General features: G+C 70.4%; 13 protein-coding genes and 2 pseudogenes. 10 read left to right on the top strand and 5 right to left on the bottom strand.

Going from position 1 to position 18,431, the window contains the following annotated elements:
- The first annotated feature begins 136 nt into the window (after positions 1-136).
- Positions 137-1,414 (top strand): helix-turn-helix domain-containing protein, encoded by a 1,278-nt coding sequence (locus tag B9S58_RS00560; protein ID WP_258044128.1) that lies wholly within the window; start codon positions 137-139, stop codon positions 1,412-1,414.
- Positions 1,415-1,452: 38 nt separating this feature from the next.
- Here the strand turns inward: B9S58_RS00560 and B9S58_RS39885 are convergent.
- Positions 1,453-1,725, bottom strand: a pseudogene (locus tag B9S58_RS39885) (TetR family transcriptional regulator); the annotation flags it as partial.
- Between B9S58_RS39885 and B9S58_RS00550 the strand changes: the two are divergent.
- Together B9S58_RS00550 and B9S58_RS00545 are read left to right on the top strand one after the other, a co-directional pair.
- A pseudogene (locus tag B9S58_RS00550) lies at positions 1,726-2,110 on the top strand (EmrB/QacA family drug resistance transporter); the annotation flags it as partial. It lies immediately after the preceding pseudogene.
- A gap of 272 nt (positions 2,111-2,382) precedes the next feature.
- Positions 2,383-3,183: a putative protein N(5)-glutamine methyltransferase gene (locus B9S58_RS00545; protein WP_103530179.1), complete on the top strand. Its 801-nt coding sequence runs from the start codon at positions 2,383-2,385 to the stop codon at positions 3,181-3,183.
- On the opposite strand, the gene B9S58_RS00540 is transcribed toward B9S58_RS00545, so the two are convergent.
- Positions 3,168-3,740, bottom strand: coding sequence for a pyridoxamine 5'-phosphate oxidase family protein (locus tag B9S58_RS00540; RefSeq protein WP_258044127.1), 573 nt, complete (start codon positions 3,738-3,740; stop codon positions 3,168-3,170). The genes B9S58_RS00545 and B9S58_RS00540 overlap by 16 nt on opposite strands.
- A gap of 167 nt (positions 3,741-3,907) precedes the next feature.
- Between B9S58_RS00540 and B9S58_RS00535 the strand changes: the two genes are divergently transcribed.
- Entirely contained in the window at positions 3,908-6,904 is a 2,997-nt protein-coding gene (locus B9S58_RS00535) for a bifunctional [glutamine synthetase] adenylyltransferase/[glutamine synthetase]-adenylyl-L-tyrosine phosphorylase (protein WP_103530178.1), read from the top strand.
- A gap of 124 nt (positions 6,905-7,028) precedes the next feature.
- Here B9S58_RS00535 and B9S58_RS00530 read toward each other — a convergent pair whose 3' ends face one another.
- Both B9S58_RS00530 and B9S58_RS00525 read right to left on the bottom strand, forming a co-directional pair.
- Positions 7,029-7,973 (bottom strand): phosphatase PAP2 family protein, encoded by a 945-nt coding sequence (locus B9S58_RS00530; RefSeq protein ID WP_258044126.1) that lies wholly within the window; start codon positions 7,971-7,973, stop codon positions 7,029-7,031.
- Positions 7,974-8,049: 76 nt separating this feature from the next.
- Complete coding sequence (locus tag B9S58_RS00525) at positions 8,050-9,093, bottom strand: LacI family DNA-binding transcriptional regulator (protein ID WP_103530176.1); 1,044 nt, start codon at positions 9,091-9,093, stop codon at positions 8,050-8,052.
- Positions 9,094-9,450: 357 nt separating this feature from the next.
- Here B9S58_RS00525 and B9S58_RS00520 point away from each other — a divergent pair, with 357 nt between their 5' ends.
- From B9S58_RS00520 to B9S58_RS00500, 5 genes are all read left to right on the top strand, one after another.
- Positions 9,451-10,719 carry an extracellular solute-binding protein gene (locus B9S58_RS00520; protein WP_103530175.1) on the top strand — a complete coding sequence of 423 codons (1,269 nt, stop codon included), beginning with the start codon at positions 9,451-9,453 and terminating at the stop codon, positions 10,717-10,719.
- Between the two features lie 19 nt (positions 10,720-10,738).
- Entirely contained in the window at positions 10,739-11,758 is a 1,020-nt protein-coding gene (locus B9S58_RS00515; protein WP_103530174.1) for a carbohydrate ABC transporter permease, read from the top strand.
- Positions 11,755-12,633 carry a sugar ABC transporter permease gene (locus B9S58_RS00510; RefSeq protein ID WP_103530173.1) on the top strand — a complete coding sequence of 293 codons (879 nt, stop codon included), beginning with the start codon at positions 11,755-11,757 and terminating at the stop codon, positions 12,631-12,633. Before B9S58_RS00515 ends, B9S58_RS00510 begins: the two co-directional genes overlap by 4 nt.
- 123 nt (positions 12,634-12,756) lie before the next feature.
- On the top strand, positions 12,757-14,433 hold the full coding sequence (locus tag B9S58_RS00505) for a glycoside hydrolase family 13 protein (protein WP_103530172.1): 1,677 nt from the start codon (positions 12,757-12,759) through the stop codon (positions 14,431-14,433).
- A complete protein-coding gene (locus B9S58_RS00500) occupies positions 14,418-15,476 on the top strand; it encodes a LacI family DNA-binding transcriptional regulator (RefSeq protein ID WP_181009125.1) in 1,059 nt (352 codons plus the stop codon). Before B9S58_RS00505 ends, B9S58_RS00500 begins: the two co-directional genes overlap by 16 nt.
- A gap of 88 nt (positions 15,477-15,564) precedes the next feature.
- On the opposite strand, the gene B9S58_RS00495 is transcribed toward B9S58_RS00500, so the two are convergent.
- Positions 15,565-16,161, bottom strand: coding sequence for an NAD(P)H-dependent oxidoreductase (locus tag B9S58_RS00495; protein WP_103530171.1), 597 nt, complete (start codon positions 16,159-16,161; stop codon positions 15,565-15,567).
- Between the two features lie 521 nt (positions 16,162-16,682).
- Between B9S58_RS00495 and B9S58_RS00490 the strand changes: the two genes are divergently transcribed.
- Positions 16,683-18,413, top strand: coding sequence for a carbohydrate-binding module family 20 domain-containing protein (locus B9S58_RS00490; RefSeq protein ID WP_103530170.1), 1,731 nt, complete (start codon positions 16,683-16,685; stop codon positions 18,411-18,413).
- The last annotated feature ends 18 nt before the right edge of the window (positions 18,414-18,431 follow it).

Below are 18,431 nucleotides of genomic sequence, written 5' to 3'. Positions count from 1 at the left end.
TTACGCCTGCTGGTGTTTACTCAACTCCGTTACTGGCTGACGGTCGTGGGCCATCCGGTGGTGCAAATTTCTGCTGGGGGGCCGCTTTGGGGGGCCAGAATCCGACAGTGAATTTTCAGGAGCTTGGGGGACGGGCATGATGGAACCGGAAGGCATCGGGGCACTGCTGAGGGGAAGCCGGGAATCGGCTGGTCTGACGCGTGAAGAACAGGCGTCGGTGTTACAGGCGGCTCAGGGCGGAAAGTGGTTCGACCCGGAGAACCTGAAGCGCTGGGAGACCGAGCGGCGCCTGCCCACGCCGATGTGGCATGCACTGCTCGCCGAGTGCTATGGCAGGTCCCCGGAAGAAATCGTTCGTGCCGTTGTGGCCAGCAGACGTCATCGAAGGATTCACCGGCTGATTGATCAAGAAGAGCGGGAGGAGGGCTCGGCAGTGGACCGACGGAAGTTTCTCGGTGTAGCAGCGGCGGCTACCGGAATGGCGGGGCTGCCGGACATCTCGGAGGCGCGGCATGGCATCAATGCCGGCCTGTCCACCTCGGACGGCAGTGACCTCGCCTACCTGAACGGGGCGTTCGAACGCCATCGCGGCGGGTACCGAGGGTGTCCGCCCAACGAAGTGCTGGGGCAGATGAAAGCCGACCTCGAACTGTTGCGAGAGCTGCTCGGGCGTCCTCACCCGGCTTCGGTGAGAAGGGATTTGGCGCGCACAGCCGCAGGAATCACCGGGTTGGTCGCCGTGATCCAGCATGACCGAGGCGAGCAACGGGACGCGGTCGGCTGGTTTGCCACGGCCGAACAGGCAGCACACGAATCCGGCGACCGGCACATGCTTGCCTGGGTGCTGAGCCGACACGCGATGGTGCCCCTCAACTACGGGGCTCCGAACGCTGCCGCAGCAATGGCCATCCGCGCTCGGGCCGAAGCAGGCCGGACTCCGAGTGCTGCCGCTGCCCTGGCCGCAGCTGTGACCGCGCGATCACTCGCCTCCATCGGTGACCGAGAGGGGGCATTGCGAGCGGTCATCGATGCCCGCGGCATTGCCGCGCAACTCGACTCTGCGCAGGAAGCCGATACCTGGTTCGGCTATCCGCCGCAGAAGCACCATGTTCACCTTTCCCAGGCTTTCACGCTCATGGGGCGGACCCGCGATGCGTATGCCGAGCAGGAATCCGCGATCGTGCTCACCAAGGCCCCGTCCGTCATGACGCGCGCGCTGATCGCGGTCGACCGTGCAGTCTGTGTCCGGGCGGACGGCGATCCGGCCGTCGCGGCTGACCTCGCCGTCAACGTATGGCGTCAGCTTCCCTCGCCCTACCGTGACGGCTTGGTCCGTACGAGAGTCGAGTCGTTGTGCCAGTCCCTCCCCGGGCGACCGGGTGACACCCTGCGCGAGGTGCTGGCGAGCCGCTGAGTCGTGGGGAGGGCCGGAGGCCCACCCTCACACGAACCCCCCTGCCCCATCTCGTCCAGAACCTCGTCGATCACCGCCGCCGGCTCCCGGGCCAGGTCCTCCTCGATCCACATGCGCATCGCGATCTGGAGCGAGGCGAGGAAGTCCGCCGCCAGCACGATCGGGCGGACGGGGGCGGATTACGGGCCGGGGCGGGTGGCGACCGCTTCGGCCAGGTCGCGTTCCAGGGTGGCGTGGTTGGCCAACTGGCGGGCCAGCAGCGAGGGGTGGCGCGTCGCCAGCCGGGTGCGTACCGCCCACTCGCGCTCCGGCGCCATGCGTCGAAGACCGGCAAGGCCAAGCCGTTCATCGTCGCGGGTGTGGTCGTGCTCGCCCCCGGCTTCCTCGACCTGTCCTTCATCGACCACCGGACCTCGCTCGTCCTCCAGAACACTGTTCCGCTCAGCGAGATCGGCGCGGCCAGCGGGCTTCTGTTCCCTCGGCGGCACCATGGGCGTCTCGGTGCTCGGCGCGGTCCTCGCCCACCAGGTCTCCACCAAGATCACCGACGGGCTGACGAGGCTCGGCATCGACCCGGCCGCGTACGGGGAGGCCACCGGCCACATCTTCCTCACCTCGGCCGGCATCGCCGTGGTCGGTGTCATCGCTTCCCTGTTCCTGACGCCCACCAAGCTGCGGGGCAGCGTCGACCTGTAACGCGACCTGTGGCGCGAGCGGACCCGAGGACGGAACCAGCTCGCCCTCGCACCCCGCACAGCTGCGAGAGAGGGCTGTTGTACTGTTGCGACTCCCCGTACATCACGGGGAACGACGGAACGACCGAGGAGGTGAGACCCATTACCGCTGGATCAGGCTGGGTGCTCACCCCGCGCGATCACGTCGAACGACCGGCAGCGACAGCAGCAGCCGACCGGACGGCATAGCCGATCGCGGAGCGCCCATCGGTTTTCCCGAAAGGCTTCGCTCGTATGTCGGTTCACCTCTCTGTCTCCCTCTCCTCCACCGTCGTCGCGCTCCGCCGCGCCGGCTGCGTCTTCGCCGAGGACGAGGCCCGCCTCCTTCACGAGGCCGCTGCTTCCCCGGACGAACTGTCCGCCCTCGTCGGGCGCCGCGCCGCCGGGCTGCCGCTCGAACACGTCCTGGGCTGGGCGGACTTCCGCGGTCGCCGCTTCGCCGTGGACACCGGTGTCTTCGTTCCCCGACGCCGTACGGAGTTCCTGGTGGCGCAGGCCGCCGCCCTCGCACCCCGCCGGGCCGTCGTCGTCGACCTCTGCTGCGGTTCCGGCGCGCTCGGCGTCGCCCTCGCCGCCGCGGCGGACGCGGCCGAACTGCACGCCTGCGACGTCGAGCCCGCCGCCGTGCGCTGCGCCCGGCGCAACGTCGGCGACCTGGGGCAGGTCTACGAGGGCGACCTGTTCGCCCCGCTGCCCGCCGCCCTGCGCGGCCGGGTCGACGTGCTGCTGGCCAACGTCCCCTATGTCCCCACCGACGACGTCGAGCTGCTGCCCGCGGAGGCCCGCGTCCACGAACCTCGTGTCGCCCTGGACGGGGGCGGTGACGGGCTCGACGTCATGCGCCGGGTCGCCGCCGAGGCGCCCGAGTGGCTCGCGCCCGGCGGCAGTCTGTTCGTGGAGTCGAGCGAGCGGCAGCGGGACACGGCGGTCGAGGTCCTGCGCACCGCCGGGCTGAGCACCCGGGTCCTGGTCTCCGAGGAGCTGTACGCCACCGTCCTCGTCGGGACGGGCCCGGCGGATCACATGAAGCGGTAGCGCGTCTGGCTGTACGGTTCCCCCTTGCCGAAGCCGAAGGCCGTACGGGGGCGGACCGCGAACACGTGGGCGTGGCCCGCCTCCGCCTGGACGAAGCTGCCGTCCTCGACGTCGAAGTGCCAGTCGGCGCCGTACTTCGCCTCCCACTCCCGGGCCAGAGCGGTCAGCCGGCCGTGGTCCGTCACCCGGTCCGCCCGGCCCTCCACCACCATGTCGAAGCCGGAGTCCAGGGTGTTCGCGCCGGTCGTCAGGACCACCTCGGGGTTGGCCGTGAGATTGCGCGCCTTGCGTTCCGCCGGGCCCGTACAGAAGTGGAGGGCTCCGTCGGACCAGACGCCGATCAGCGGGGTGGCGTGGGGGCGGCCGTCCGGGCGGACCGTGGACAGCCAGTACAGCGGGGCATGGGCGAGTACGGCGGCCGCCTCCGGCCAGGGGCGGGCGCTCGCGCCCTCGCTGCTGTAGCGGGCGTCCAGCTCGGTCGCCGGGGGACGGGCGGTTGCATGGGCCGGGGGACTGGCCGGGAAACGGTCGGGAAGGGGGTGATTGGTCGTGGACATGGTTCCTCCGTGGGGCGTCGAGGAGTGCTGTCAGGTGCTTTCCCCGTGGGTGGACCGCTCCGCCGCACCGAATTCATCGGCACGGGACTAGGCTCGGAGAGCTGTGACGCGGCAAGGAAGCAGCCGAGCGGCTACGCAGATCGGTTCGGGCGGCAGGAGAGCACGGAATGACGACGGTGCCGGGGCGCAGAAGCAGTACGTTCACCAGGCTGCTGCGGCACGGATTCACCGACCCGTCCGCCGCGGAGCAGCTCCTGGGCCTGGACGCGCTGGCCTCCGTACGGTCGGATCCGGTCCTCCTGGAGGCGCTCGGGGCCACCGCCGACCCGGATCTGGCCCTGCGCGGGCTGGTCCGGATCGTGGAGGCCGAGGCGGCGGACGAGCGGCAGGTGCTGCTCGACACCCTCGTCACCGCCAAACCCCTGCGCGACCGGCTCCTCGGGGTCCTCGGCGCCTCGGAGGCGCTCGGGGACCATCTGGCCCGGCACCCGCGTGACTGGCAGACGCTCGTCACGTACGAGGCGATCGACCTGCACCCCGGTGTCGCCGAGTTCGAGCGCGGGCTCGCCGACGCCGTCGGCCCGGACTCGCTGCGGGTCGCCTACCGCCGGTGCCTGCTCACCCTCGCCGCCCGGGACGTGTGCGGGACGACCGACCTCGCCCAGACCGCCGCCGAACTGGCCGACCTCGCCACCGCCACCCTGCGCGCCGCACTCGCCATCGCCCGGACGGCCGCGCCCGAGGACGCCGCGCAGTGCCGGCTCGCCGTCGTCGCGATGGGCAAGTGCGGCGGGCGGGAACTGAACTACGTCTCCGACGTCGACGTGATCTTCGTCGGAGAGGCGCGCGACGGGGTCGACGAGACCAAGGCCATGCAGGCGGCCACCCGGCTGGCCGCCCACCTGATGCGGATCTGCTCCGAGACCACCTCCGAGGGCACCATCTGGGAGGTCGACGCCAACCTCCGCCCCGAGGGCCGCAACGGGCCGCTGGTGCGGACGCTGAGCTCCCACCTCGCCTACTACCAGCGCTGGGCCAAGACCTGGGAGTTCCAGGCCCTGCTGAAGGCCCGCGCGGTGGCCGGCGACCCCGAGCTGGGCGCGGAGTACGTCGAAGCGGTGGCGCCGCTCGTGTGGGGGGCCGCCGACCGGGAGAACTTCGTCCCCGACGTACAGAAGATGCGCCGCCGGGTCGTCGACAACATCCCCGCCCACCGGATCGAGCGGGAGCTGAAACTCGGCCCCGGCGGCCTGCGGGATGTCGAGTTCGCCGTCCAGCTCCTCCAGCTGGTGCACGGACGCAGCGACGCCTCCCTGCACAGCGGCTCCACCCTGGAGGCGCTGCGGGCGCTCGCCGAGGGCGGGTACGTGGGACGCGCGGACGCCGCCCAGCTCGACGAGGCGTACCGCTTCCTGCGCTCCATGGAGCACCGCATCCAGCTCCACCGGCTGCGCCGCACCCACCTGGTCCCCGAGGACGAGGCGGACCTGCGGCGGCTCGGCCGGTCGCTGGGGATGCGCACCGACCCGGTGGCCGAGCTGAACAAGGCCTGGAAGCGGCATGCCTCCGTCGTACGGCGACTGCACGAGAAGATCTTCTACCGGCCGCTGCTGGACGCCGTCGCCCAGCTGGCCCCCGCCGAGTCCCGGCTCAGTGCGAAGGCCGCCGCGATCCGCCTGGAGGCCCTCGGGTACGCCGACCCTGCGGCCGCCCTGCGGCACCTGGAGGCCCTCTCCTCCGGGGTCTCCCGCAAGGCCGCCATCCAGCGCACCCTGCTGCCGGTGCTGCTCGGCTGGTTCGCGGACTCCGCCGACCCGGACGCCGGGCTCCTCGGCTTCCGCAAGGTGTCCGACGCGCTGGGCAAGACCCCGTGGTACCTGCGGCTCCTGCGTGACGAGGGGGCCGCAGCGGAGAATCTCGCCCGGGTCCTCTCCGCCGGCCGCCTCGCCCCCGATCTGCTCATGCGGGCCCCGGAGGCGGTGGCGATCCTCGGCGATCCGGAGGGGCTCACGCCCCGCACCCGGGGCCATCTGGAGCAGGAGGTACTGGCCGCGGTGGGGCGTGCCGGGGACGCGGAGTCGGCCGTCGCGGTGGTGCGCGCGGTGCGCCGCCGCGAGCTGTTCCGTACGACGGCCGCCGACCTCATCGGCTCGTACGGCACCGAGGACAACCCCGCCGAGCAGGACCACGGGGCGCTCGTCGACCGTGTCGGCTCGGCCGTCACCGACCTCAACGCCGCCACCATCGCGGGCGCGCTGCGGGCCGCCGTTCGCGCGCAGTGGGGCGACACGCTGCCGACCCGGTTCGCCGTCATCGGCATGGGCCGCTTCGGCGGGCACGAGCTGAGTTACGGCTCCGACGCCGACGTCCTCTTCGTCCACCGGCCGCGTGAGGGCGTCAGCGACGAGGAGGCGGCCCGGGCCGCCAACACGGTCGTCGGTGAGATGCGGCGGCTCCTTCAGCTGCCCACCGCCGATCCGCCGCTGTTGATCGACGCCGACCTGCGGCCCGAGGGCAAGACCGGGCCGCTGGTGCGGACGCTGAAGTCGTACGAGGCCTACTACCGGCGCTGGTCGATGGTCTGGGAGAGCCAGGCGCTGCTGCGGGCCGAAACGGTGGCGGGCGACGAGGAGCTGGGGCGCGACTTCATCGAGCTCGTCGATCCGCTGCGGTATCCGATGGAAGGGCTCGGCGAGGACGCCGTACGCGAGATCCGCCGGCTCAAGGCGCGGATGGAGTCCGAGCGGATGCCGCGCGGCGCGGACCCCACGCTCCACGCGAAGCTGGGGCGGGGCGGGCTGAGCGACGTCGAGTGGACCGTGCAGCTGATGCAGATGCAGCACGCGTGGGCGGAGCCGGGGCTGCGTACGACGCGTACGCGCGAGGCGCTGGCCGCCGCGTGTGCGGCGGGGCTGATTCCGACGGAGGACGCGCAGACACTGGACGAGGCGTGGGTGCTGGCCACCCGGGTGCGCAACGCGGTGATGCTGGTGCGGGGGCGGCCGGGCGACACGTTTCCGTCCGAGGCGCGGGAGATGACGGCGGTGGGGCGGTACCTGGGGTACGAGCCGGGGCATGTCGGGGACATGTTGGACGACTACCGGCGGACTACGCGGAGAGCCCGGGCGGTGGTGGAGGAGCGGTTCTACGGGGCGGCGTCCTAGGCGCGTCCTCCCGAGGGCCCCGGGGCCCTCGGGGCTCTGCCCCGGACCCCGCTCCTCAAACGCCGGACGGGCTGGGTCCTCGGGCCTCCGCAGGTGCCGGGTGCGGTGGGCGGAAAAGATGTCCTCAAGCGCCCGACGGGCTGGATTCGGGCTGCCGCTCCGGCTCCGGTCCCTGGGCCGGGCGTGACAGCCGGGCGGAGCGCAGTCCGGTCAGCCGCCCGTTCCTGTTTCCGGCGGGCACCCACTTCGGCAGCCGGTGCGGCAGCGAGCCGTACCAGACGCGGGAGACCGAGTAACCGAACGCGAGGCAGACCATGCCGCCGACCGCGTCCAGCCAGAAGTGGTTGGCGGTGGCCACGATGACGACCAGGGTGAGCGTCGGGTAGAGCAGGCCCAGAATGCGGGCCCAGGGCGCCGAGGCCAGGGCGAAGATCGTCAGACCGCACCAGAGCGACCAGCCGATGTGCATCGACGGCATCGCTGCGTACTGGTTCGACATGTTCTTGAAGTTGCCCGAGGCCATCGAGCCCCACGTCTCGTGCAGGAGCACGGTGTCGATGAAGTTCGCGCCGTTCATCAGACGGGGCGGCGCCAGTGGGTAGAGGTAGTAGCCGAGCAGGGCCACGGCCGTCGTAGCGAAGAGGACCAGCCGGGTCGCCGCGTACCGGCCCGGGTGGCGGCGGAACAGCCAGACGAGGACGCCGATGGTCACGACGAAGTGCAGTGTCGCGTAGTAGTAGTTCATCGACACGATCAGCCATGTCACGGAATTGACCGCGTGATTGACCGTTTCCTCAAAGGCGAGGCCCAGGGACTTCTCCGCCGACCAGATCCAGTCCGCGTTGCTCAGAGCCGCCGCCTTCTGCTCCGGGACGGCGTTGCGCACGAGCGAATACAGCCAGTAACTGACCGCGATGAGCAGAATCTCGAACCGGAGCCGGGGGCGGCGGGGGATCCGCAGCGAGCGGAACCGGGCCGCCCAGCCGGTCTTCCGCGTTCTGTCGACCGTGATGGGTGCAGGACCGGCCGTCGACCGGCCTTCCCGTGCTGCCAACTGAGTTTCACCCATGGGCAGAGAGTCTTCCATAGTGATCCCCCTGCCCCCGATCATCCTCCGGTCGGGTTCTGGTCGCACGTTCTGCACCTCAAGGACGAGGAGGGGAGCCTGGGCCGCCCGCGGGTCCGGAGGCCGTCGAGCCGCGAACCACCAGCTCAGGCATGAAGACGAACTCGCTGTGCGGAGCCGGGGTTCCGCCGATCTCCTCAAGGAGCGTGCGCACGGCGGCCTGGCCCATCGCCGTCACCGGCTGCCGGACGGTCGTCAGCGGCGGATCCGTGAACGCTATGAGTGGTGAGTCGTCGTAGCCCACCACCGACAGATCCCGCGGCACGTCCTTCGACAGCCGACGGGCCGCCCGGATCGCCCCGAGCGCCATCATGTCGCTCGCGCACACGACCGCCGTGCAGCCGCGCTCCATCAGGGCGGAGGTGGCGGCCTGACCGCCCTCCAGGGTGTACAGAGAGTGCTGGATCAACTCCTCCACCTCGTCCGGGACGAGGCCCAGCTGCTCCCGCATCGTCGCGTGGAAGCCCTCGATCTTGCGGAGCACCGGCACGAAACGCTTGGGGCCGACCGCGAGGCCGATACGGGTGTGCCCCAGGGACACCAGGTGCGTCACCGCGAGCCGCATCGCCGCCCGGTCGTCGGGGGAGATGAAGGGGGCCTGCACCTTGGCGGAGAAGCCGTTCACCAGGACGAAGGGGACGCCCTGGCCGCGCAGTTGCTCGTAGCGCTGCATATCGGCCGAGGTGTCCGCGTGCAGCCCGGAAACGAAGATGATGCCGGAAACGCCCCGGTCCACCAGCATTTCGGTGAGTTCGTCCTCGGTGGAGCCGCCGGGGGTCTGGGTCGCCAGTACCGGGGTGTAGCCCTGCCGGGTCAGCGCCTGGCCGATGACCTGCGCCAGTGCCGGGAAGATCGGGTTCTCCAGCTCCGGGGTGATCAGGCCGACCAGTCCCGCGCTGCGCCTGCGCAGCCGGACCGGGCGTTCGTACCCCAGGACGTCGAGCGCCGCGAGGACGGATTCGCGGGTGGTCGCCGCTACTCCGGGCTTGCCGTTCAGGACCCGGCTGACCGTTGCTTCGCTGACCCCCGCCTGAGTTGCGATATCGGCAAGCCGTGCGGTCATGGGATGGGACTGTACCGGGCCCGTGTCGGATTGCCCACCGTGCGTGGGGCCTTCCAGGGGGTGCCCGGGGAAGGTCGTCGACGGGCTTTCCGGCAATGTCTTGCAAGGACTTGCGGCCTCGGGTCGCGGACTGCGGCCGGATCGTCGCACTGCGGATACGTGGTTCCCCACCTGCTCCTGTCTGGGGTGAACGGTGCCCGTCAAGGGGCTTGACGGCAACCTTGAGGACACGTGAATGTAACGATCGCCAAGGCTTGCAGAAATCTTCCGCAAGGTCTTTCGGTCGTCTTTCATCCTTGTTACGTTCACGTCGACCCGGCGCCGCGACGGAGCGGTACGGCAGTTGAAGGAGTTCAGATGCGACGTGGCATAACGGCCACCGCCCTGGTCGCGGCCCTGGCGCTCGCGGCGACCGCCTGCGGCAGCGACGACGAGTCCGGCGGCACGAGCTCGGGCGAGCTCTCCGGCACGGTGACCTGGTGGGACACCTCCAGCGTCGGCAGCGAGGACAAGGTCTTCAAGAAGCTGGCCGAAGGCTTCGAGAAGCAGCACCCGAAGGTCGACGTCAAGTACGTCAACGTGCCCTTCGGCGAGGCGCAGAACAAGTTCAAGAACGCCGCCCAGGCTGGCGACGGTGCCCCCGACGTGATCCGCTCCGAGGTCGCCTGGACGCCGGACTTCGCCAGCCTCAGCTACCTGGCCCCGCTGGACGGCACCCCCGCCCTCAAGAACCAGGACGACTTCCTCAAGCAGGCCGTCGCGTCCACCAAGTACGAGGGCAAGACCTACGCCGTCCCGCAGGTCATCGACTCCATGGGCATCTTCTACAACCAGAAGCTGCTCAAGGAGGCCGGCGTCGAGGCGCCCGCCAACCTGGACGACCTCAAGACCGCCGCGAAGAAGATCAAGGAAAAGACCGGCAAGACCGGCCTCTACCTCCGCGGCGACGACCCGTACTACTTCCTCTCCTTCCTGTACGGCGAGGGCGGCGACCTCGTCGACGCCGGCACCAAGACCGTCACCGTGGACAAGCCCGAGGGCGTCAAGGCGTTCAAGGCGGTCAAGGACCTGGTAGACGACGGCACCGCGAAGACGGACGCCTCGGACGGCTGGGAGAACATGATGCAGTCGTTCAAGAACGGCGACGTCGCGATGATGATCAACGGCCCCTGGGCCGTCGCCGACACCCTGACCGGCAAGGAGTTCACCGACAAGGACAACCTGGGCATCGCCCCGGTCCCGGCCGGCTCCGCCGCCCAGGGCGCCCCGCAGGGCGGCCACAACCTCGCCGTCTACGCGGGCTCCAAGAACCTCGACGCCTCCTACGCCTTCGTCGAGTACATGACCTCCGTGGACAGCCAGGCCACCGCCGCCGGCGAGCTGAACCTGCTGCCCACCCGCACCTCCGCGTACGCCAAGAAGGAGGCCGTGAACAGCGAGATCGTCGGCTTCTTCAAGCCGGTCGTCGAGACCGCCGTCGAGCGCCCCTGGATCCCCGAGGGCGGCAGCCTCTTCGAGCCGCTGCGCGTCGAGTACACCAAGGTCCTCACCGGCCAGACCACGCCGGAGAAGGCCGCCAAGTCGACCGGCGACTCCTACCGCAAGCTCCTCGAGGGCTGGAAGTAACAGGAAGGTTGGCCGACTGATGGCTGTCCACACCAGCCAGTCGGTGGTGAAGGCCGCGGGCGAGAATGTCGCCCGCGGCCGGAGCCGCGGTACTGGCACCCCACCACCGAGGCCCGGCCGTCTCCGGCGGGCCCTGTCGGTCCACTGGTACGCCTGGGCCATGGTCGCCCCGGTCGTCGTCGTGATCGGCGTGATCATCGGCTATCCGCTGGTCCGCGGCATCTTCCTCTCGATGACCGACGCCGACGAGCGCAACGTCGCACGCTCCATCGGCGTCAACGAGATCCCCGCCACCTACGAGTTCGTCGGCGCCGACAACTACATCGACGCGCTGACCGGCTCGCAGTTCGTCGGGACGCTCGGCTGGACGCTGGTGTGGACCGTCTCCTGCGTGAGCGTCACGTTCGTCCTCGGCATGGCCCTGGCGAACATCCTCAACCGCCGCATCGCCGGGCGCTCCGCCTACCGCATGGCCCTCATCCTGCCCTGGGCCATCCCCGGCTTCGTCTCCGTCTTCGCCTGGCGTTTCCTCTACAACGAGGAGCGCGGACTGCTCAACAAGGTTCTCGGCGGGGCCGGCATCGACGCCGTCCCGTGGCTGAACGACCCGACCTGGGCCAAGTTCGCGGTCATCGCCGTCAACGTCTGGCTCGGCATCCCGTTCATGATGGTCGCCCTCCTCGGCGGACTCCAGTCCATCCCCTCCGAGCAGTACGAGGCGGCCGAGATGGACGGTGCGACCGCCTGGCAGCGATTCCGCCACATCACGCTGCCCGGACTGCGCCCGGTCTCCACCACGGTGGTCCTGCTCTCCACCATCTGGACCTTCAACATGTTCCCGGTGATCTTCCTGCTGACCCGCGGCGGACCCGGCGAGGCCACCCAGATCCTGGTGACCCAGGCGTACAAGTTCTCCTTCGAGATCAGCCCGCGCGACTACGCGCAGTCCTCCACATGGGGCGTGCTGATCCTCGTACTCCTGATGCTCTTCGCCGTGGTCTACCGGCGAGTCCTGCGCTCCCAGGGAGACAACTGGTGACCACCGTGACCGACACCTCCGCCCGGCACGCGGTGCCCAAGGTCCGGCTGCGCGGCGAACGCTCCCCGCTCGCCTCCTTCGCCCTGCACCTCACCCTGGTCGTCGCCTCGGTGATCGCGGTCTTCCCGGTGCTGTGGGTCCTGCTGACGTCGCTCAAGCCCGCCAAGTACGCGACCACCATGGACTTCTTCCGCGAGACGACGTTCGTCAACTACACGAACCTCATCCGTGACACCGAGTTCCTCAACTGGTTCGCCAACTCCGTGATCATCGCCGGGCTCTCCACTGTGATCGGCGTCTTCGTCGCCGCCACCACCGGTTACGCGGTGAGCCGCTTCCGCTTCCCCGGCAAGCGCGGGCTGATGTGGACACTGCTGATCACCCAGATGTTCCCGGTCGCCGTCCTCATCGTGCCGATCTACAACATCATGTCGACCCTGGGACTGCTCAACCAGCCCGCCGGACTCGTCATCACCTACCTCACCATCTCGGTGCCGTTCTGCGCCTGGATGATGAAGGGCTTCTTCGACACCATCCCGCGCGAGATCGACGAGTCGGGCGAGGTCGACGGCCTCACCCCGTTCGGCACCTTCTTCCGGCTCATCCTGCCGCTGGCCAAGCCGGGCCTCGCGGTCACCGCGTTCTACTCCTTCATCACCGCCTGGGGCGAGGTGGCGTACGCCTCCGCCTTCCTGGTCGGCGACGAGAACCTCACGCTGGCCGGCGGACTCCAGAAGTTCGTCAACCAGTACGGGGCCCAGTGGGGCCCCATGACCGCGGCCTCCGTCCTCATCGCCATCCCGGCCGCCCTGGTGTTCCTGTTCGCCCAGAAGCACCTGGTCACCGGCATGTCCGCCGGAGCCGTCAAGGGCTGAGCCCTCGGAGCCTTCCAGGGCCGACAGCAGCGCCCGCCCGCACCACCGCACCCGTCACGGCGGCGCCGGAAACCCCGACCCGGTCACCGGCGCCGCTCCCCACCCAGACACCCCAGGGACGACATGACCCAGCACCTCGCTGCCCCCTCCACCGGCACGTCCGACGACGCCCCGGGCCACCGCACCGGCTGGTGGCAGGACGCGGTGATCTACCAGGTCTATCCACGGAGCTTCGCCGACGGCAACGGCGACGGCATGGGCGACCTCGCCGGCGTCACCGCCCGCCTGCCCCACCTGAGGGACCTGGGCGTCGACGCGGTCTGGCTCAGCCCCTTCTACGCCTCCCCGCAGGCCGACGCGGGCTACGACGTCTCCGACTACCGGGCCATCGACCCGATGTTCGGCAACCTGCTGGACGCCGACGCGCTGATCCGCGAGGCGCACGGCCTGGGCCTGCGCGTCATCGTCGACCTGGTCCCCAACCACTCCTCCGACCAGCACGAGTGGTTCAAGCGCGCCCTGGCCGAGGGCCCCGGCTCCGCCCTGCGCGAGCGCTACCACTTCCGCCCCGGAAAGGGCGCGAACGGCGAACTCCCGCCCAACGACTGGGAGTCCATCTTCGGCGGCCCCGCCTGGACCCGTACGGTGAACCCGGACGGCACCCCCGGCGACTGGTACCTCCACCTCTTCGCCCCCGAGCAGCCCGACTTCAACTGGGAACACCCGGCCGTCGCCGACGAGTTCCGCTCCATCCTGCGCTTCTGGCTCGACATGGGCGTCGACGGCTTCCGCGTCGACGTCGCCCACGGCCTCGTCAAGGCCGAAGGGCTGCCCGACCTCGGCTCCCACGAACAGCTCAAGCTGCTCGGCAACGACGTCATGCCCTTCTTCGACCAGGACGGCGTCCACGCGATCTACCGCAGCTGGCGCACCATTCTCGACGAGTACCCCGGCGAGAGGATCGCCGTCGCCGAGGCCTGGACGCCCACCGTCGAGCGCACCGCCAACTACGTGCGCCCCGACGAGATGCACCAGGCGTTCAACTTCCAGTATCTGGCCACCGCCTGGGACGCCGCCGAACTGCGCGAGGTCATCGACTCCTCGCTCGCCGCGATGCGCCCGGTCGGCGCCCCCGCCACCTGGGTGCTCTCCAACCACGACGTCACCCGGCACGCCACCCGCTTCGCCAACCCGGCGGGCCTCGGCACCCAGATCCGTACCCCCGGCGACCGTGAGACGGGACTGCGCCGGGCCCGCGCCGCCACCCTCCTGATGCTCGCCCTGCCCGGCTCCGCCTACGTCTACCAGGGCGAGGAGCTCGGCCTGCCCGACGTCACCGACCTGCCCGACGAGGCCCGCCAGGACCCCTCGTTCTTCCGCGCCGAGGGCCAGGACGGCTTCCGCGACGGCTGTCGCGTCCCGATCCCGTGGACCCGCGAGGGCAGTTCGTACGGCTTCGGCGACGGCGGCAGCTGGCTCCCGCAGCCCGCCGGCTGGGGCGAGCTGTCCGTCGAGGCGCAGACCGGCGTGGCGGGCTCCACCCTGGAGCTGTACCGGGCCGCGATCGCCGCGCGCCGGGAGCACCCGGGCCTCGGCGCGGGCACGGAGGTCGAGTGGCTGGACGGCCCCGAAGGCGTCCTCGTCTTCTCCCGCCCCGGATTCGTCTGCACCGTCAACACCACCGGTGCCCCGGTCCGGATCGCCGCCCCCGGCCGGGTGCTGCTCGCCAGCTCCCCGGTCACCGCGGACGGCGCCGAGGCCGAGCTGCCCGCCGACACCACGGTGTGGTGGACGGTGTGACACTGCCCGCGCCCAGGACCACGGCCGCGCCCCGCCTCTCCGACATCGCCGGACAGGCGGCGGTCAGCGAGGCGACGGTCAGCCGGGTCCTGAACGGGAAGCAGGGCGTCGCGGACGCCACGCGTCAGCGGGTGCTCGCGGCGCTCGACGTCCTGGGCTACGAGCGGCCCGTGCGGCTGCGGCAGCGCAGCGCCGGACTGATCGGCCTGGTGACGCCCGAACTCACCAACCCGATCTTCCCGGCGTTCGCGCAGTCCGTCGAACAGGTGCTGGCCGGGCACGGCTACACCCCCGTGCTCTGCACCCAACTGCCCGGCGGAGCCACCGAGGACGAGCTCGTCGAGCAGCTCGTGGAGCGGGGCGTCGGCGGCATCGTCTTCCTCTCCGGGCTGCACGCGGACACCTCCGCCGACCCGGGGCGCTACGCCGCGCTCACCGAGCGCGGCGTGCCGTTCGTCCTGATCAACGGCTACAACGAACGCATCAGCGCCCCGTTCGTCTCGCCCGACGACAACGCTGCCGTACGGATGGCGCTGGGGCATCTCGCCGACCTCGGCCACCGCCGGATCGGCCTGGCCATCGGCCCGCAGCGCTACGTCCCCTCCCGCCGCAAGCGCGACGGGTTCGTGGAGGCGGCCGTCTCGGTGCTCGGCATGGACCGGTCGGAAGCCGAACTGCTGGTCTGCTCCACGCTGTTCAGCGTCGAGGGCGGCCAGGTGGCGGCCGGCGCCCTGCTGGACGCGGGCTGCACGGGCATGGTCTGCGGCAGCGACCTGATGGCCCTCGGCGTGGTCCGTGCCGCCCGGGGGAGGGGCCTGGAGGTGCCCCGTGACGTCTCGGTCGTCGGCTTCGACGACTCGCAGCTCGTCGCGTTCACCGACCCGCCGCTGACGACCGTGCGCCAGCCCGTGCAGGCGATGGCTGCGGCCGCCGTGGGCGCGCTGCTGGAGGAGATCGGCGGGAGCCCGGTACAGCGCACCGAGTACGTCTTCCAGCCGGAGCTGGTCGTCCGGGGTTCGACGGCGGCGGTACGGGGCGTCTGAACCGGTGCGGAGACGGGGCCGGGTCCGGAAGGGGGACCCGGCCCCGGGGCTGTGGGCGCTCCGGGACGGCTCAGGTCCGCGGTGTGCGTCAGGCCAGCAGCGCGGCGGCGTGCTCACGCGCTTCGCGCAGCCAGGACGCCCGGGCCTCGTCGGTGGAGTCGGTGACCGTCCGGAAGACGACCCGGCGGACGTCGGCAACTCCCACGTACGGCAGGACACATGCCGACCAGATCCTGTTCAGCGGATCCCCGAACTCGCTCTCCTCGCGGTCCGCGGGAGTGTCGGAGGTGTTCAGGACGAGAGCCCGGCCGGCTTTCAGCAGCCCCTCCGGCTCCCCCTCGGAGGCGCCCAGTTTGTAGGCGACGCCGGGCACCATGACGCGCTGCACCCACCCGGTCAGGACGGCGGGCGGCATTCCCCACCAGTTGGGGTGGACGAACACCATGGCGTCGAGAGTGGCCACCTCCGCCCGGTGCAGCGCCAGTTGGGTGTCGGTGGTGTCCGTGGCCGACAGGACCGTCCCGGTCTCGTCGGCGGTCAGCCCGGGTGCGAACCCCTCCGCGTAGAGGTCGTGCGCGACGACGTCGCTCCCCCGGTTGCGCAACTCGCCCACCATGGCGTCGAACAGTGCGTGGTTGAAGCTTCCGGGCCGTGGATGTGCGAGGTAGACCCCGGTACGTGGCATGCCGTCTCCCTGAGAACGTCTTACGTGGTCGTCAGCCGTGGGCGCATGGGGCAGCCCTCGATCGCCGACCATCATGTCCGGTGGGCAGGGTCGTTGGGCAGGGTCCGCCACGCACAGGAGAGGCACCAGGAGTCGGCCCAGGGAGGCCGGCGGGGAGTTGGCGACTCCGGGTGCCTCTCTTGTCGTGACCGGCCCGGCCGGCCGGGCGCGTGGGTCCGGAACCGCGTGGGCGGTGCCGGAACCTCGGCCGACCGGACCGGAGTCGGGATGAAACGTAACAGGTCCGCAATATCTTGCGAAAGGTCTTGCAGCGAGAAATCGACAGAAGGATCCCGCTGTTTCGTGGATGTGAGCGGGAGGTGTCCAAAGGGTTGACCGGCAGGGGGAGGGCTCGTACGGTCTGCTCCGCGGCAAGGTTTGCATTCTTGCAGCAAGAACCTTCAGGAGCCTTGAGGGCATGGCGCGTTGCCGGCTGAGGCTGCACCGTCACCCGCGTTTCCCCCACCCGCAGGAGGAAAGACATGGCACGCAGACCCCTGTCTGCCGCGCTCGCCCTCGTGGCCGGCGCCGCCGCCCTCGTCATCCCCACCGGATTCGGCGCCGCGTCCCCCGCGCAGGCCGCCGCTCCGGGCGACAAGGACGTCACCGCTGTGATGTTCGAGTGGAAGTTCGACTCCATAGCCAAGGCCTGCACGGACACTCTCGGTCCGGCGGGCTACGGCTACGTCCAGGTCTCGCCGCCCCAGGAGCACATCCAGGGCGGCCAGTGGTGGACGTCCTACCAGCCCGTCAGCTACAGGATCGCCGGCCGCCTCGGCGACCGCGCCGCCTTCGGCGCCATGGTGAACACGTGTCACTCGGCCGGGGTCAAGGTCGTCGCCGACGCCGTCATCAACCACATGTCGGCGGGTAACGGCACCGGCACCGGCGGCTCCTCGTACACCAAGTACGACTATCCGGGCGTCTACTCGGTGCCGGACCTCGACAACTGCACTTCGCAGATCAACAACTACCAGGACCGCGCCAACGTCCAGAACTGCGAACTTGTCGGCCTCGCCGACCTGGACACCGGCGAGGACTACGTACGCGGCAGGATCGCCGCCTACCTCGACGACCTGATCTCGCTCGGCGTCGACGGCTTCCGGATCGACGCCGCCAAGCACATGCCCGCCGGCGACCTCGCCGACATCAAGTCCCGGCTGAGCGATCCGAACGTCTACTGGAAGCACGAGGCGATCCACGGAGCGGGTGAGGCCGTCTCGCCGTCCGAGTACCTCGGCACCGGAGACGTCCAGGAGTTCCGTTACGGGCGGAGCCTCAAGCAGGTCTTCCTCGACGAGAAGCTCGCCAACCTCAAGAACTTCGGTGAGGGCTGGGGCTTCATGGAGTCCGGCAAGTCCGCCGTCTTCGTCGACAACCACGACACCGAGCGCGGCGGCGACACTCTCAACTACAGGTACGGCTCCGCCTACACCCTGGCCAACGTGTTCATGCTGGCCTGGCCCTACGGTTCCCCGGACGTCCACTCCGGCTACGAGTTCAGCGACCACGACGCCGGACCGCCGAACGGTGGCCGGGTCAGCGCCTGCTACAGCGACGGCTGGAAGTGCCAGCACGACTGGCGTGAGATCTCCTCCATGGTCGGCCTCCGCAACGCCGCACGCGGCCAGGCCGTCACGAACTGGTGGGACGACGGCGGCGACCGGATCGCCTTCGGCCGGGGCGACACGGCGTACGTGGCCATCAACCACGAGGGCTCCTCGCTCACCCGCACCTTCCAGACCTCGCTGCCCGCCGGCGACTACTGCGACGTGCAGTCCGGCAACGGCGTGAGCGTCAACGGCTCCGGCCAGTTCACCGCCACCGTCCCGGCCGGTACCGCCATGGCCCTGCACACCGACGCCCGTACCTGCGGAGGCGGCGGCCCCAACCCCGACCCGGGCCCCGGTGACGGCTCCTCCGGCGCCTCCTTCGGCGTCGACGCCACCACCCGGCCCGGCCAGAACATCCACGTCACCGGCGACCAGGCAGCCCTCGGCAACTGGAACCCGGCGACCGCGCCGAAGCTCGACCCGGCGGCGTACCCCGTGTGGAAGCTGGACGTGAGCCTCCCCGCCGGGACCACGTTCGCGTACAAGTACGTCCGCAAGGACGCCGACGGCAACGTCACCTGGGAGAGCGGCGCCAACCGCACCGCCACCGTCCCGGCCTCCGGAAAGGTCACGCTGACCGCCGACGTCTGGCGGAGCTGATCCCTACCCCCTCGGCGG

The sequence above is a fragment of the Streptomyces sp. SM11 genome, assembly GCF_002910905.1.
GTDB lineage: Bacteria > Actinomycetota > Actinomycetes > Streptomycetales > Streptomycetaceae > Streptomyces.
Note: the sequence above shows the minus strand (reverse complement) of the source record. Positions and strands in the feature narration are given on the sequence as shown.